Here is a 16,997-nt window from a genome sequence, read left to right on the forward strand (position 1 = left end):
AAAGGGCGAAAGCCCTTTATCCCCCTTACTTGAGTATAACGTAGCGAATGACACACCGTTTCACTTCGCGGAAAAATTCACCCCTTTATCGCCTCTGTTTAACTCTCTGGAGAGTTTATTTAATTCCTTTCGCTTCGCGCCCAAAACAAAAGAAGGAGGTAGATAATTCTCCGCTTGAAATTAATAATTACTCATTCTCCTCTCTCCTCCCTTAGAGGTTCATGCTCTGCATGAAGCGTGCCCCCTGATTACGTACAATAAATAAAGCAATAGTAACGTTATGTGTTTAAATCCTACCATTATTTTAAATCCACGTTATTCACAACATCGCCATGAATTCAGAGAAATCGTCTGGAAAGGAGAGTCTATACCGCAGCTTAAGTTGTCTGATTCGACTTATTATCCTGTTCGTTTGCCTTCTTTTAGGTGCTATGATATTGAACATAACCCTTCTTTATATTTCGCAGTAACCCCCGATGGTGTTTGTGTTCCGATATTCATGCAAGTCCCTTGCAATAAATGTCTCGAATGTGTTGAATCTAAACGTTCTGCCCTTCGTACCCGGATGCTTCTTGAGCAAATGTCTCATGAGAATTGTCCTCAGATATTTATAACGCTTACATACAATGATGATCATTTACCTGCTGATGGTGTCTCACGTGATGATGTCCGCAGGTTCTTGAATCGTTTTCATCTTTACCTTGGTCGAGCCGGTTTCCCGACTTATTTCCGACATGTCATGTTTTCTGAGTATGGTTCACTCCGTGGCCGTCCTCACTATCATGGTCTGTTGTATGGTATCAACTGGCTCACCGATAATTTGCGCCTTAAATTTATTGAGGTTCTTGAAAAAGCTTGGAATAAAGGCTTCGTTTATGTTAAAGTAGTCGACGGTTCTGTGTCGAGATATGTTTCTAAATATGTTGGTAAGGATGTTTCTTTTCCTATTGGTGAAAATAAGAATCCTAACTTCTGGACTGCCTCTCGTGTCGACGGAGGTCTTGGCTCTTTAATCTGTAAGGAAGAGTCATTTTTGGATCTCTGTGCTACTCCTGACTTCCCTACTGTCAGTTTGCCTGTCGATGGTCGTTGCTATACTGTTACCCTGCCTTCTTATATCCGTGATAAGGTTACTCCTGCCTTACGTCAGTTTGTTCCTCGACGTGTCCGTATGGCCTATATCCGTTATCGAAAGAATCTTTGCTTGCTTGATGCTTTGAAACGTTACGGCCATATCAATGATTTTTTGCCTCACATGCTCCATTCGGATCTAAAACCTTTCATCACTCCTTATTCTGATTCGGCTGCTGATTTTGAGGTCTTTTTGACTTATGCTGATTATGATCATTCTATTCATTCACGTTTGGATGTCCTTCTCGAGTGCTATCACGGTTCTGACCTTTATTGGCTTCATCAGTTTGAGAATGTAAGTTTGAAGTTTTTTGACCTTACAATGTTGGACTCACAGCTCCGTGAGGATTCTTTTATTTTAAAGCAATTTGATATTGATGTCGATAGTGTTCTTTGTGAAATATTGAACCGCCAAAGGATTTCGGATCGTTTTTCTCTGAAAGTTGAAAAATATCAATTGACCCTGCCTCCCATCAGTGAGAGAGCTCGCCTACTCCGTGATAAAAATGCTCGTGACTTTTCCACTCGCGTTAAGGATTTGCAGTGATTAACTCTTTTTAACTCGAAAAAATTGGCTTAATCGCGATTATGGGACAATTGTTATTAAGAAATATGCTTAGCCGTTATTCTCTGTTTGAGTTGAGTCTTTCAGGCGGAAAATCATTTGTTAAAGATTTTTTTACTTAATATCCGGACGTTTGCCTATAGTAGTAGTTAAAACGCCTAACCATTTAGCCAATAAGCGTTAAGCTTATTGCAGGAATCGATGGATATGTCTAATTTTGCATCACAAAATAAGCATGTAATTTTCGTATATGTTCTAAAAACTATGATTAACGCACACACATCTTATTCCCCTAAACTAAAAAAGATATAAGATTATAAACCTATCATATCTAAAACATATCTTATCCTTTTCTGAATTAATTATTACCGCTAATTTTCCTATTTCCTATCAATTTAAGCAGTTATCACTCTGTAATGGATAAATATTATATCCGATATAGAATGAGTTTGAGAAAACGAATACCGATAATTAGAATTGATGATTATAATTTCGGACGTCACGCTACGAGATGTAGCGGGCGTCCTTTTTGATTGGTATAATTACCACTGTAAAAAATAATCACGCTATTCTTTTATGTTTGAATAGCGTGATTATCAATATCTTACAGTTAAATTGCATTATCTAAGTGTAAGTGCCACAACATTCTCTACATGTTGTGTATGAGGGAACATATCAACAGGCTGTACTGCTTCAATATCATATTTCTCATGCAATAGAGCAAGATCTCGAGCTTGTGTCGCGGGATTACAGCTCACATATACAATGCGTTTAGGCGCAGCATCAAGGATTACTTTAACCACATCATCATGCATACCTGCTCTTGGTGGATCAACAATCATCACGTCTGGACGTCCGTGTTGAGAAATAAAATCTGAAGTCAGGACATTTTTCATGTCACCTGCATAAAATTCAGTATTTGTCAACTTGTTGACGGCAGCATTGACTTTGGCATCCTCGATTGCTTCAGGGACATATTCAATACCTATTACATGGCGTACATTAGGCGCGATGAAACATGCGATAGTACCGGTCCCCGTATACAAATCATACACAAGTTCATTCCCTGTCAGTTTTGCGAAATCACGGGCAACGCTGTAAAGCCTGTAAGCCTGCCGGGAATTGGTCTGGTAAAACGATTTTGGGCCGATTCTGAACTTCAGGTTCTCCATCTCTTCCTCAATATACTCACGTCCTTTGAACAGCAATATCTCTTGGTCAGCTATCGTATCATTTACCTTGGTATTTATTACGTATAGAAGCGATGTAATCTCCGGGAAGTTATCAGCTACAGCAGTGAGCAACTCCCCTATCTTATCACGATCATCCTCGCCAAACACCATTACAGCCATGACCTCACCGGTAGATGCAATGCGAATCATAAGAGTACGAAGAAAACCGTGCTGCTCTCGCAAATCATAGAAGCTATAATCATGTTCGATGCCAAAATTCTTGATGAACAAGCGCAGACGATTTCCAAGATTATCTTGAAGATGACAGCAGTTTATATCAAGAACCTTGTCAAAAGCTCCTGAGATATGGAATCCGGCTGCTCTTCGTTCAGGGAACTCTTCTCCGGAACGGAGCTGGTCAAATGTCAACCACTTCTTGTTCGAGAAAGTGTATTCCATTTTATTTCTGTATTCCCAGATATTTTCAGAACCGAGAATAGGAGTCAGTTCTGGGAACGGAATTTTAGCGATTCTCTGCAAAGCATCCTCGACCTGCTTTTGTTTACATTTAAGCTGGAATTCGTAAGGGAGATGCTGCCAGCGACATCCACCACAGAAAGTGAAGTGTTCACAGCGAGGCTCGACACGAATAGGAGACGGCTTTGATAAATTTTCGATATGTCCTTCGGCATAACTGCGTTTCTTTCGGTCTATTTTTATATCCGCTATATCGCCCGGAGCTCCAAACGGAATGAAAACGACCATCTCGTCGACGCGGGCGATAGAGTTACCCTCGGCGGCCACATCAAGTATTTCAACATCGCTCAATAGCGGTAGTTCTTTCTTTTTTCTTGCCATATTGCACTCACTTTGTAGTTTGTGACTTGTTTTTAGGAATTTAAACAAAAAAGTTTCGTCGGCTATGACCTAAAGGCCATTAACCGACGAGGTTTCATGTATTTTCTCAGTAAGTTAGGTTAAGATGTCATTTCTCATATAATTTATGACAAAATTATAAATTATTTCGATATTAATCAATTCTACAGCCTGATTTTAATCATTATTAACTATGCTGTCACTCGATTCCCTTTTTGAAATCATCGAATATCGGTAGAGATATTTTATGACGAATGCTGTGATGATTATTGATGTGATGACCTGCAACGGAGAATCCACACCAAGATGATTAATAGTTTCGCTCTCTGAAATCCCGGTTGAATTTTTATGCCATAAAGTAAAAACTACAAGCGAATTGTTTAACACATGGAGTATCACCGGAAGCCATAATGATTTAGACCAATAAAACAGATAACCGAAATAAGCACCCAAAATCAGTCGTGGGAAAAAGCCAAAAAATTGAAGATGAAAAGCACTGAACACAAAAGCGGTTATCCAGATTGCCCCATTATGATTAATCTTGCAACTAAGTAAGATTCGTTGGAGCGCTCCGCGGAAAAATAGTTCTTCGCTGAAACCGGCAAGGACACCGACTATCAGTATATTAACAATGAGTGAACCTATGCTCGGATTACCGAGCAATATCTCCACCGATGACTGTGCCTGCTCTTCAGCATTTCGCATCCAGTTTTCCAATTCAGAAAACGCAGACGGAAGAGTCATGTTTTCATTCAGTTCAACAAGAGCATTCATCGCCGGTATCGACATAAGCATGCCGACAATTGCAAGTACAAGTTGTATCGGAGTAAAACGCTTTTCTATTCCTAAAAAACGGGCTGAATAAGGGCTAATGAGCAATGCCGCGACGATAGCCGGGAAAATGAATATTATACAGTCCTGCAAAACAGTTGATATGCGCAATGATTGGGCACTGACTCCGTTGCGCATCACCAAACCTATTATAACCGATCCTAAAATTGAGAACAGACACAATGCCACTATCAGCACAATTATACGCTGTCCGGGCAAGAAACGCAGATTAACAAATTCAGGTTGTATGTTCAAGTCAAGTTTTCTATTGTCCATCTTTATTTATCAAGATAAAAATCATTTGTTAAGGAAATATATTGCGAGGTGAGATTATTGTCCATGTCACGAATGAAAAGGTCTTCACATATAGTCGGGCCACACCCTTGGCCTTCAATCCCGACCTGCCACAAAGTCCGGATTGGCTTTTTACCTTTCCGTGAAAAGACTCTGCATCGTCTGCGTGGACTTAATCTTTTCAGCGACAGCATGAATTCAATTTCATCATCGCGTGAGGACGGAGCGATAAAAGCGAGGGAATCATCGACCGATATGAAATGCGACGCAGCAAGATTAATCAGCTCCTTGACTCCAAAATCGACACCATGTCGGGCCAACGCCCTTGATGAATCAGGCGATTGTAGCTTTTCGTTAAAAAACGGGGGGTTGGATATTATAAGCATCGGATGAGAACATTTTGGGAAAAAATCCGTGATATCGGCCTCTATGACCTCTACCCTATTCTTCCACGTACTTATGGCGATATTGTCTGTTGCATCAAGGCAAGCTTCATGATTAACATCAACAGCTATGATTTTCGTATCATTGTGGCTGCGTTGGGCCAACATAAGGGATATTACCCCTGAGCCACATCCGGCATCAACAATAGCCGACATGCCGTCAATACAAGTCCATGCGCCAAGCAAGACGGCATCAGTCCCGATTTTCATCGCACTCCTGCCATCATCCACACTGAATTGTTTGAATTTAAAAATGCCCATACTACATTTGTTCTCACTGCTTAAACTGGATATAATATTTGGTCAAAAGGGTTCGACGTCGCTAATTAGTATTCAAAACCGACATTATCGATATAGAGAGTTAAGCCCTCTGTTCCGACATATGGATCGCCGTTTCCGGCCGAAAACATAACTATGACATGTGTAGGAATCGCATTTGCGTCATCCCAACCTTCTTCAATCACAGGAACCATTTTCCCTTTAGAATTCCGGGCATAATAACAATTATTGCTGTTACGCAATTTTAAATATGGAGGGACTGCGCCATGCGCACTAAAATCTCCATATGTTATGTCCAATCTATGACCATTAGTCCATTGGGTTGATTTTGAAAAAAGTTCGCCTCCTGTCCCGACGCGCTTTGCATGCAGATTGCCCTTTTCATCTTCCCAGCGACGTTGCAGATATACAAACGCAACAGCCTGATCACGTCCCGGCAATTTTTTCTTCGAGCCGAATCCTGACGACTTAATTCGGTAGTCTACATTAGGCATGTCGACTTTATAATCAAACACAAGGGATTTTGGCCGTTTTTTGAATGGAACACCCATCTCCATTTTTGAATATGGATTTTTTGTCGAGGTCACAGGCTCGAGCATCTCTCCGAGAAACATTGATCCGGCAACCATGACATCCATGTTGATAAGGCCTAACACCTTCACCGTTTCAATTTGGGTGCAAAGTTTCGCACATTTGTTTCCTGCAGATCGCTCAGCCGGATAGACAGCGTTAGAGGTTTTTACAATACCTGAAACTTTGGCATATACGTTACTTGTGGCCCAAGGTGAGCCACTCAGATTGCTATACGGTTTGTTCCCATCCAGAGTGCATGTCGGACCGATTTCATAGAGCGTCTTTTCTTCGCCTCCAATCACAGCCGATTCCTTTAGATTACGGGTTACCCAATGGGAGAAATCGCCATATTTAACACGGTCGATACTCTGCCCGCTTGCCGACAGCATCCCTGCTATGACGAGAGTACAGGAAAATATGTTTGATTTTAGGCTCATAGGACAAATCTATTTGAGTGTGTGATTCATGCAAAGAGTGTGCGGAATGCTTCTTCAACCTTTGCCACTTCTACGATTTTTATATTCAGACCCGACACATCGATTCCTTTGAGATTATGGCGTGGTATGATAATTGTTTCCATGCCGAGTTTTTCAGCCTCACGGATGCGCTGTTCAATGCGTGTGACAGGCCTGACTTCTCCTGAAAGCCCCACCTCACCGGCCATACAGACCCGTTTTGGGATTGTTATATCGACATTCGACGACAGGATTGCACAAATCACTGCCAGATCGAGAGCCGGGTCATTGACCTTAAGACCGCCGGCTATATTTAGAAAAACATCCTTGGCTGCAAGCTTGAACCCAACACGTTTTTCAAGCACGGCGAGTAGCATATTCATACGTTTCGAGTCGAATCCGGTGACCGACCGTTGAGGCGTTCCGTAAGCAGCTGTGCTGACCAAAGCCTGCACTTCTATCAGAAATGCCCTTATGCCCTCCATTGTGACACCAATGGATATTCCCGAGAGGTCATCGCTGCTCATTGAAAGAAACATTTCAGAGGGATTGGACACTTCTCGGAGTCCGCGCTGACACATTTCATATATGCCGAGTTCTGCCGTAGAACCGAATCGGTTCTTGATTGAGCGGAGTATGCGGTAAATGCCTTGGCGGTCTCCTTCAAACTGAAGAACGGCATCGACAATATGCTCCAGAACCTTCGGACCTGCGATGCTGCCTTCTTTCGTGATATGGCCGATAAGAATGACAGGCACTGCGGTCTCTTTAGCATATTTCAGCAATTGAGCTGCGCATTCGCGCACTTGAGAGACACTTCCGGCAACAGATTCAATATCGTCTGACGCTATAGTCTGTATTGAGTCAATGACAATCAGACCCGGATTGACTTCTTCAATGTGATCGCGGATATTTTGCAAGGATGTCTCGCATACTATATATACATTGTCATTCGGTCGGCCTATGCGGTCAGCCCTCATTTTGAGTTGACGCGCACTTTCCTCCCCCGACACATAAAGAATGCGCCGTGACCGTATTGATAATATGTTTTGCAGAACGAGCGTCGATTTACCTATGCCCGGTTCACCTCCAAGCAACACAAGACTGCCGGCGACGAGTCCTCCCCCGAGCACACGGTTGAGTTCAGCAGACGGCATTTTTATGCGCGGTTCTTCATCAAGTTCGATTTCATGTATGAGTTGTGGTCTTGTCCTTTTTGAGCCGTGCGATGCCGGAGTGAGTGTCTTGGATTTTTTTTCATTTACGATTTTCTCCTCGACCATCGTGTTCCATTCACCGCAAGCCGGACAACGCCCCTGCCATTTCGGAGCTTGTGCACCACAACTTGTGCAAAACCATGCAGTCTTTACGTTTTTCATCTTAGAGTGTGATTACGTGAGAATATGATAAAACATTTATCACACATGCCTGAATTTTGCGAGTGTGATAGCCGTGGCGATCGCTGCATTCAGCGACTCGCCTGTAACCTCTCCTTGAGGGTATGACGGGATTAACAGACGTTCGGTCACCACAGCCTCCACTTCTTCAGATATACCTTTACCTTCGTTTCCGATGACAATTATGCCGTCTTCTCCAATCTTGGCCTCACTGATGCTTTCCCCGTCCAGAAATGTACCATAGACTGCAGGTGATTCCGTCTTTGATATCATTTCGGGGAGATTGCCGTAGTAGAGTTTAACACGTGAGATTGATCCCATGGTCGACTGGATGACTTTGGGCGAAAAGCAATCGGCCGTCTCTGCACTGCACAATATTTCACGGACTCCGAACCAGTCGGCGACCCTGATGATTGTTCCGAGATTGCCCGGGTCTTGTATAGTATCCAGCGCAAGCAGAAGCCCGTGTGACATATGGCTGAAATCCGGCACTCTTTCAGGTATCTCATAGACCGCGATGACATCTGAAGGAGTGGACAGGTTCGACATTCTTGACAGATCGTTTCGAGTCACTTTGACAACGGCATCCTGACCGACAATGCGCCCAACTTGCTGTGAATGGTTTTCAAGCCATTCGTATGTAGCGAAAAGATAACGGAGTTTAAAGTGGCCTAATGTATCAAGCACACACTTTGTGCCTTCAGCCTTGAACGCGTTTTCCTTTCGGCGCGTCTTGCGTTCATCGAGCGATTTTATGGTGCGATATAGATTCTTTGTCAATTCAGTCATAAGTATGCTTTTAAGGAGTCCAAAGTTACATATTTTCATAAAAATAAACAAAAGGCCATTCGCCGGAGGTGCGCCGATTGGATATTTTGACTACATTTGTAGCTCAATACAAGATTGTGCTGTATGTAACATTGTTCCAATGTTGTCCTATAAATAGTCATATATAAATGTTAAAGGATTTATACGAAAAAAAGTTCGGAGCGCCACCTTCGTCAATCATTCCGCTGACTCCGGCCGGAAGCAACCGCAGATATTTCAGACTGACGGGCATAGAGACGGTAATCGGAGTCATCGGTTGTTCGGTCGAGGAAAATAAGGCTTTTATTTATCTTTCCGGCCATTTTAAGTCCAAGGGTCTTCCTGTCCCCGGCATTATAGCAGTCTCTGATGACAAAACTGCATACTTGCAGGAGGATTTGGGCGATTGTCAACTTTTTGACTGTCGCGACTCTGTCGACCTGTTAAAAAAGACAGTAGCCATTCTACCCGATTTTCAATATAGAGGTGCGGATGGGCTCGACTTTACTCGTTGTTATCCTGTCAGTGATTTCGATGGGCAATCCATTCTGTGGGATTTGAATTATTTTAAATACTGTTTCCTGAACACCACCGGCGTAGCCTACAAAGAAGAGTTGCTTGAACAGGATTTTCGCAGAATGGCATCAGACCTGTCATCGTCAGATTGTCGGACATTCATGCTACGTGACTTTCAGTCTCGCAATGTTATGATTCATGACGGGAATCCATATTTTATAGATTTCCAAGGCGGACGGCGTGGTCCTGCCGAATATGACCTCGTGTCATTTGTAACGCAGGCTCGTGCAGCCTATCCACACCACGTCAAGGAGATACTTATAGCGACTTACATCGAAAGTGCGTCGCGCTATACTGTCATCGATTCTGATACTTTCCGTAAACGGTTTAGGTTGTTTTCATTGCTTCGGACGCTACAGGTACTTGGAGCTTACGGATTTCGCGGTAAGTTCGAGCGTAAGACTCATTTCATAAAAAGCATTCCCGCTGCGCTCTCAAATTTAGCAGAACTCCTGAAAGAACCTTTTGATGATTACCCCTATCTTTCCGATACTCTAAGAAAAATGCTTGAGGCCGAACAGACAAAGCTCGATATATGTGAAAGACCGACAAGCTCGCTGACCGTAACTGTCACAAGTTTTTCTTACAAGAAAGGTATTCCGGCTGACCTGTCGGGAAATGGAGGCGGTTTTGTGTTTGATTGCCGTGGCATGGAAAATCCGGGCAGATACGACGAATATAAACAGATAACAGGGCTCGATGCTCCGGTGATTGAATTTCTCGAACGCAAGGGCGAGATTATAACTTTCCTTGACCATTGTTTCGGACTGGTAGATCCGTCTGTTGACTGTTATGACCGTCGTGGATTCTCATCTCTGACAGTAAGTTTCGGTTGTACGGGTGGTCAGCATCGAAGTGTATATTCGGCTCAGAAAATGGCTGAACACATCAAATCCCGGTTTCCACATGTGAATGTCCACCTTATCCATCGCGAACAAAACATAGATCTGATATTATGAACGCAATGATTTTTGCAGCCGGACTTGGCACTCGTCTCGGTGCGATAACCCGGACCAAGCCAAAAGCCTTGGTAGAAATCGGTGGAGAGCCGATGTTGAAGCGAGTGATTGTAAAGCTGAAAAATGCAGAAGTCAGCAAGATGATTATCAACGTACATCATCTTGCTGATGAGATTATCAGTTATCTGCGCGCTAATGACAATTTCGGTGTCGATATTCAAATCAGCGACGAACGGTCTCTTCTGCTTGACACTGGTGGTGGGCTGCTCAAGGCCGGCCAATTTCTGAATGATGGCGAGCCTATTATAGTCCACAATGCCGATATTCTGACTGATTTCGATATTTCTCGTATGCTTGATTCCCACATTGAATCAAAAGCAGACGCGACGCTTCTTGTGGCTGACCGCCGGACATCACGCTACCTGCTTTTTGATGCAGACAGACGAATGAAGGGCTGGAAAAACATCATGACAGGGGAAATCCGCAGTCCGTGGGCGACTTCTACAGATTCGCTAATTCCTTTGGCATTCGGTGGTGTTCACATTATAAATCCGTCTGTATTTCCTCTGCTTGAAAACTACAGCGATTCCCCTAAATTCTCAATCACGCCTTTCTACACGGACATGTGTGCCGATTTGTATATCAAAGGTTACACACCGGCCGAAGCTTTTAACTGGATTGATATCGGTAAACCTCAATCGCTTATTGAGGCTGAAAATATTGTTTCAGGACTGCGGCCGATTCTTCCGCAGGAGTGAACACCGCAAGGATTGACGGACGGTCTGAGACCGCAATAAATTCGCTGAATGATCGGTCCAATTCTTCGATATTGCAGGCTTCATGATATGAAAATCCATAACCGTCCGCCAACTGACGGAGAGGCAGCCGCGTCCCCACGGCAAAATATCGGTCAAGTTCAGGAAGCGAAGATGTGGATGAAATAAAGCGGAATATTCCACCTCCCCCATTACATATGACGATGATTTTAAACCGTGGAGAGACAAGCATTGATGAAAATGCAGCGATGTCATACTGGCAGCTCATATCGCCGGTTATAAGTAGGGTCGTGTCTTTATAGACAGCAGACGCACCGAGAGCAGTTGATGTGCATCCGTCAATTCCACTGACTCCCCTGTTGCAGTCGCAACGATGGATATGGCTGCAATCCATCAGCTGGGCATAACGTATCGGAGTGCCGTTTGACAGATGTAGATTCCATCGTTGAGGAATGCTTGGAATAATGTGGGCAAAAACACTCATGTCTGACCACGGGGCTGCCTCCACGTATTTTGTATGGATGCGTGCGGCTTTCGACGCAAGATCGTGCCAGCGTTCAGCATAATCCGACGGAGCTTTGTGAATCTGCAATGCAGAAGCAAGCTGCCGGAGGAAGACAGCCGGTTGCATCTCCACTCTCAGTGCAAGATGTCGGAAGCAGTCGACCGTCGTATGGGTGACTCCTATATGCCAGTGTTCAACTCCAGAGCCAAGCGAACGCAACCATTCCTTGACGAATCGCGACACGAGCGCACCTCCTGCGGTTATCACAACGTCAGGAGCCATTTCAATGCGCTCAGCATCTGTCATCCGGCAGAGTGTGGAGTCGATACGGCTGATGAACAACGGAGAGTGGAGATTTGCGATTGTTTCAGTCATGACCGCAACGTTCGGGAGATGGGCAAGTTTTACCAGAGCGCGGTTTAACTTCTCGTCCGGTTCGTGAAATCCGACGATGACAAGTACCTTGCGCGGAGATGCGATGCTCTCCCCGATTCTCCGTGCCTCGGCTGTCGGCAGCTCGACTGCCGGTGCTACCATTCTGATTACGCGGCTTTTGCCCTCGTCAAAATCTGATATACGGTCAAGCGGAGCATCTATGCGGATGTTTATATGCACCGGTCCTTTCCGGCCTCCAAGAGCCTCAAGAAGCAAATCGTTGATAAGCCTGTTGCATACCCATCTGCCGTTTGGAAAATCTGTGTGCGCCGGCAAGTCGCAACTGCGTTTGACATACGGTGCGAGAGCATCCTGTTGCCATATAGTCTGCGAGTCATCCTGATCAATCCACTCCTGAGGTCTGTCTGCCGAAATTACGATGAGCGGACAGCAACGGTAAAATGCTTCGGCCACTGCCGGTGCATAGTTGAGCAAGGCAGAACCGCTCGTGCAAACGATTGCTACCGGCTCTCCGCTTTGGACTGCCATGCCAAGAGCGATAAATCCTGCAGAACGTTCGTCAATGACGACTTCAGCCTTCAGTTCTTTCCGACGTGTAAGAGCAACGACCAACGGCGCGTTTCTGCTTCCGGGAGAGAGAACGACGTGGCGCACTCCATGAGCGACAAGGAGGTCTGCGAGTATATTACATGATAGTTTATCAGTGGTGAGCATGAGCGGATAGATTGAAATTTCGTGCAAAAATACAAATATTGACGCAACCACACATCAAATTATGGCGGAATGTGTTAATTTTGTATGAGGGAACTTCAAATCCGGTCCCTGTTTTGAAATTATGTATATAGCATCACAGAAACATAAGGAAAATATTGCGGAATATCTGCTCTACATGTGGCAGATTGAAGACATAATACGAGCCAACAATCTCGACATCGATAGCATCAAAGCCAATGTTATCGACCGTTTCCATCTTGATCCGCCACAAGAGAAAGAAATGGTCGAATGGTATGAGTCATTAATTGACATGATGCGTCGCGAAAACGTGGAGAAAACCGGCCATCTGCAACTGAACAAAAATGTGATAATCCAACTTACGGACCTGCATCTCGCATTGCTCAAAGATCCGCGTTTCCCGGAATATACAGCCGAGTTTTATAAGACTCTGCCTTTCATTGTAGAACTTAGGGCTAAAGCCGGGGATAAGCCTCTCGGCGAGATTGAAACTTGTTTCAACGCGCTTTACGGAATGCTTATGCTACGTCTGCAAAGTAAGGAGATTACACCCGAAACCGGCAATGCAATCAAACAGATTTCCCGTTTCATCGCCCTTCTGACAAAAGACTATCATCTTGACCGGGAAGACAAGCTGTTCCCCCCTGAAGAACAGTAAACAGCCTGTTTTACGACCTCGATAGCCGAATGTCCGAGATACATCCTATTGAGTTATCGCCTTGTCTGACTTGATTTAGCCAAAGCGATAACTCTGTTTACAAATTCTGTTTTGGCTTCGGTATATTTGTCCCTGTCGTGTCGATACTTCGGCATAAGAGACTGTTTCAGTAATTCATACTCATGAGCCATATTCGGATTGGCTTTCAGATAGTCACGAAATAAAATTTCGTCATTGTCACCGATTGGATGAACATGGATATGAAACACTCGTTCGGCATATCCGTGTGGAGTATAGCCTTTATTAAAACTCATCCGTTTTGACGAAGACGACATACAGATATAGCCCGCTTGCTCCATTGTATCCCTCAGACAAGACAGTTTTTCATCCGGAGCGATTTCCACCAGAATATCTACAATTGGTTTTGATTGGATTCCAGGTATAGCCGTACTTCCAATATGATATATTATTGGTGAATATGCCGATAAGACTCTTTTAAGTCTGTCTATTTCATCGTCAGCCCACTCCTCCCAACATGGATTATGCCTGACAAGTGAAATTGGAAACAGCTGCCATAGTTCACTCAATGTCATATCTTTAAGCTCTTTCATCGGGACTCTTAGGTTATATTACAGATTAAATAGGTCTACGCTATAGGCTGTAACAATACATCCTGTCAGCATAGACCTGTTTTCTTTTAAACGATGGAATCACATTGCTGCCGCCATGACAACTTCTCCAAGGGTGGGATGTGCATGGACTGCAGAACTTATGGCCGATACATTTAGTCCGGCTTGCATCGATGTTGCTATTTCCTGAACAAGATCTGCGGCATGTGCGCCACAGATGTGGCAACCGAGCAGTTCTCCGGTAGTGGCATCGGATATGATTTTGACAAGGCCGTCAGGCTCTCCCATTGCCAACGCTTTTCCATTGGCCCGGAATGTCGCTTTCCCGACTTTTATGTCGCGTCCGAGTTCGATACATTTTTCTTCCGTGAGACCTACCATAGCGCATTCGGGCACAGTGAATACGGCCGACGGAATCACATCGGTTGGTTCGCGCATGCCAAGAGCGACCTTGCCCTGCATGGTGGCTGCATGGGCAAGCATGCAACGTCCGTTGACATCTCCTATGGCATAAAGCCTGACATCTGTCGGTTCTTTTCCTTCATCGAATCTCACAGACATATCGTCGTTGACCGCGATAGCGTTACGGTTGAATTTAACGCCAAGTTCTGCAAGTCCGGCAGGCACTACGGGCCGACGCCCGACTGCCATTAGAACCACTTCTGCGCCAACCGTCTTTTCCTTTCCTTTGACGGAATAATTGACGGTCGGTCCGGTTGTAATTGATTTTACTTCTGCACCGGTGATGATATTTATACCTCGTTTCTTGAGTGACATGCGCAGACGTTTGGCTATTTCAGCGTCAAACGGAGGTAGAATCTCCTTGCAGTATTCAACAACTGTCACTTCAACACCGAATGCCGAGAATATCGAGGCAAATTCCATGCCGATAACTCCTCCGCCAATAATGCACATTGATTCAGGAAGAGTTTCAAGCGAAAGAATTTCATCGCTGGTCATCGCCAACTCCTTCCCCTCGATGGGAAGCAGAGCCGGAGCAGAACCGGTGGCAATAATTATTTCAGGAGCGGTATATTCAGTACCGTTCACCTCAATGACAGACGGCGAAACAAAGCGGGCTTCACCATTGACGACATTTACACCTTTAAGCAGTGTCGCCACTCCTTCGCGAAGTTCAGCCACCACACTGTCCTTACGCTGCATGACAGCCGGAAAGTCGAGGGTTGCTGCAGTGTCGGCAAAACCATAGTTACGTGCTTCGGCAAAGTCAAGGGCGATTTGGGCAGTACGGCATAGAGCTTTCGTCGGAATACAGCCTCGGTTAAGGCATGTTCCACCAAATTTGTCACGCTCGATAAGCGTGACATTCTTACCGTGAGCTACGGCCTCGACGGCTGTTTCATAACCGCCGGGGCCAGCTCCGATAATTATTAAATCAGACTTTTCCATATCTTTTGATTTGGTATAGAACAGTGATTTATGTATCTGTCAGCCAAGTTCCGCAAAAGTCACCACCGGATTCAGCGCGGCAGCCGTGTCGTCAGGCTTGCGGATTGGAGTTTCGAGAGGTGCGTTCTTAACCGTTTCAGGGTCTTCTGCCGCCTCGCGGGCGATATCGCGCATAACCGCGATGAATTCATCAAGAGTCTCCTTGCTTTCCGTTTCGGTAGGCTCTATCATCAGCGATTCATGGAAAAGAAGCGGGAAATAGATTGTCGGTGCATGGAAACCATGATCAAGAAGACGCTTGGCCACATTAAGAGTGGTGACTCCGGTCGATTTGTCGGCAAGACCGTCGAACACAAATTCGTGTTTGCACACACGGTCAATCGGCAGAGCATACAAATCGCGCAAGGATTCCTTGATATAATTCGCATTTAAAGTGGCGAGTGTGCCTGCAAGTTTCAGACCGTCGCGACCGAGTGAAAGAATATAGGCGAGCGCACGGAGTTCGACTGCAAAGTTTCCGAGCCACGATGATATGCGTCCGAGGGCGTGAGGCGCTTTCTCTGTACCGAAATCGAGATGGAAAAGCGGATCGTCGTCACCGCTGTGCTTGACAACGCGCGGATTTGGCAGGAACTGTTCGAGTCCGGCACGAACGCCGACAGGGCCCGCTCCCGGGCCGCCTCCGCCATGAGGCGTTGAGAAAGTCTTGTGGAGATTGATGTGCATCACATCAAATCCCATGTCACCCGGACGTGCTACTCCAAGAAGCGGATTGAGGTTTGCACCGTCATAATATAGAAGTGCACCACAGGCGTGGACTATCTCAGCGATTTCAGGGATATTGTGTTCAAAAATTCCGACCGTATTTGGATTGGTCATCATCACGGCCGCAATCGTGTCGTCGAGCAGCGGACGGAGAGCTTCGACATCGACAGTTCCGTCAGGCAGACTCTTGACTTCGACAACCTTGAGCCCTGCAACGGCAGCCGACGCCGGGTTGGTTCCGTGAGCCGAATCAGGAACTATCACTTTTGTGCGCTTCATGTCGCCACGGCTTTCATGATAGGCACGTATAACCATCAGTCCTGTCAATTCGCCGTGAGCGCCGGCATAGGGATTGAGTGTAAACTCTGCCATACCGCCAATCTCACACAGCATGCGCTGTAAGGTATAGTATGCTTCGAGCGCACCTTGAACCGTAGCTGACGGCTGGAATGGATGCAACGCCGTGAAAGCCGGGAGCGAAGCCATTTCCTCGTTGATTTTCGGATTATATTTCATGGTGCAAGAGCCCAGTGGATAAAATCCGGTATCGACACCAAAGTTATTGGTCGACATATTGTTGTAGTGTCTGACCACTGTCAGTTCATCTACTTCTGGTAGCTGCGGAGCATTTTGGCGCAGCAAATCGGCCGGAAGAACCGAAAGCGCGTCATCACAACCGTTTGATGGCAGACTATAGCCCTGACGTCCCGGACGTGAGAGCTCAAAAATTACTTTTCCGTAATATTTCTTATTCATGTTTTCGGGACA

General features: G+C 45.2%; 14 protein-coding genes. 4 read left to right on the forward strand and 10 right to left on the reverse strand.

The window, feature by feature from the left end:
• The first annotated feature begins 280 nt into the window (after positions 1–280).
• On the forward strand, positions 281–1,678 hold the full coding sequence (locus QZ311_RS00095) for a hypothetical protein (protein ID WP_297062582.1): 1,398 nt from the start codon (positions 281–283) through the stop codon (positions 1,676–1,678).
• 638 nt (positions 1,679–2,316) lie between these two features.
• Here the strand turns inward: QZ311_RS00095 and rlmD are convergent.
• The 6 genes from rlmD to QZ311_RS00125 form a co-directional block, all read right to left on the reverse strand.
• Positions 2,317–3,726, reverse strand: a complete 1,410-nt coding sequence (rlmD, locus tag QZ311_RS00100; protein ID WP_297062584.1) for a 23S rRNA (uracil(1939)-C(5))-methyltransferase RlmD — start codon at positions 3,724–3,726, stop codon at positions 2,317–2,319.
• Between the two features lie 195 nt (positions 3,727–3,921).
• Positions 3,922–4,851, reverse strand: a complete 930-nt coding sequence (locus QZ311_RS00105) for a type II CAAX endopeptidase family protein (RefSeq protein WP_297062586.1) — start codon at positions 4,849–4,851, stop codon at positions 3,922–3,924.
• Between the two features lie 2 nt (positions 4,852–4,853).
• Positions 4,854–5,522: a methyltransferase gene (locus QZ311_RS00110; RefSeq protein WP_297062588.1), complete on the reverse strand. Its 669-nt coding sequence runs from the start codon at positions 5,520–5,522 to the stop codon at positions 4,854–4,856.
• A gap of 116 nt (positions 5,523–5,638) precedes the next feature.
• Positions 5,639–6,601 carry a PCMD domain-containing protein gene (locus QZ311_RS00115; RefSeq protein ID WP_297062591.1) on the reverse strand — a complete coding sequence of 321 codons (963 nt, stop codon included), beginning with the start codon at positions 6,599–6,601 and terminating at the stop codon, positions 5,639–5,641.
• 26 nt (positions 6,602–6,627) lie between these two features.
• Entirely contained in the window at positions 6,628–7,998 is a 1,371-nt protein-coding gene (radA, locus tag QZ311_RS00120) for a DNA repair protein RadA (RefSeq protein WP_297062593.1), read from the reverse strand.
• A 39-nt stretch (positions 7,999–8,037) separates the two neighbouring features.
• Positions 8,038–8,805: an RNA methyltransferase gene (locus QZ311_RS00125; RefSeq protein WP_297062596.1), complete on the reverse strand. Its 768-nt coding sequence runs from the start codon at positions 8,803–8,805 to the stop codon at positions 8,038–8,040.
• A 167-nt stretch (positions 8,806–8,972) separates the two neighbouring features.
• Between QZ311_RS00125 and QZ311_RS00130 the strand changes: the two genes are divergently transcribed.
• Both QZ311_RS00130 and QZ311_RS00135 read left to right on the forward strand, forming a co-directional pair.
• Complete coding sequence (locus QZ311_RS00130; RefSeq protein WP_297062599.1) at positions 8,973–10,358, forward strand: RNase adapter RapZ; 1,386 nt, start codon at positions 8,973–8,975, stop codon at positions 10,356–10,358.
• Positions 10,355–11,116, forward strand: coding sequence for a sugar phosphate nucleotidyltransferase (locus tag QZ311_RS00135; RefSeq protein WP_297062602.1), 762 nt, complete (start codon positions 10,355–10,357; stop codon positions 11,114–11,116). The genes QZ311_RS00130 and QZ311_RS00135 overlap by 4 nt, the downstream gene beginning before the upstream one ends.
• On the opposite strand, the gene menD is transcribed toward QZ311_RS00135, so the two are convergent.
• On the reverse strand, positions 11,061–12,776 hold the full coding sequence (gene menD, locus QZ311_RS00140; RefSeq protein WP_297062604.1) for a 2-succinyl-5-enolpyruvyl-6-hydroxy-3-cyclohexene-1-carboxylic-acid synthase: 1,716 nt from the start codon (positions 12,774–12,776) through the stop codon (positions 11,061–11,063). The genes QZ311_RS00135 and menD overlap by 56 nt on opposite strands.
• A gap of 94 nt (positions 12,777–12,870) precedes the next feature.
• On the opposite strand from menD, the gene QZ311_RS00145 reads away from it, so the two are divergent.
• Positions 12,871–13,425, forward strand: coding sequence for a DUF4924 family protein (locus QZ311_RS00145; RefSeq protein WP_297062606.1), 555 nt, complete (start codon positions 12,871–12,873; stop codon positions 13,423–13,425).
• 53 nt (positions 13,426–13,478) lie between these two features.
• Here the strand turns inward: QZ311_RS00145 and QZ311_RS00150 are convergent, their stop codons facing one another.
• From QZ311_RS00150 to gcvPB, 3 genes are all read right to left on the reverse strand, one after another.
• Entirely contained in the window at positions 13,479–14,036 is a 558-nt protein-coding gene (locus QZ311_RS00150) for a GrpB family protein (RefSeq protein WP_297062608.1), read from the reverse strand.
• Between the two features lie 99 nt (positions 14,037–14,135).
• Positions 14,136–15,464, reverse strand: a complete 1,329-nt coding sequence (lpdA, locus tag QZ311_RS00155) for a dihydrolipoyl dehydrogenase (protein ID WP_297062610.1) — start codon at positions 15,462–15,464, stop codon at positions 14,136–14,138.
• A gap of 39 nt (positions 15,465–15,503) precedes the next feature.
• Entirely contained in the window at positions 15,504–16,985 is a 1,482-nt protein-coding gene (gcvPB, locus tag QZ311_RS00160; RefSeq protein ID WP_297062612.1) for an aminomethyl-transferring glycine dehydrogenase subunit GcvPB, read from the reverse strand.
• Positions 16,986–16,997 lie beyond the last annotated feature (12 nt).

It is taken from the genome of uncultured Duncaniella sp., assembly GCF_910578445.1.
In the GTDB taxonomy this organism is placed as follows: domain Bacteria; phylum Bacteroidota; class Bacteroidia; order Bacteroidales; family Muribaculaceae; genus Duncaniella.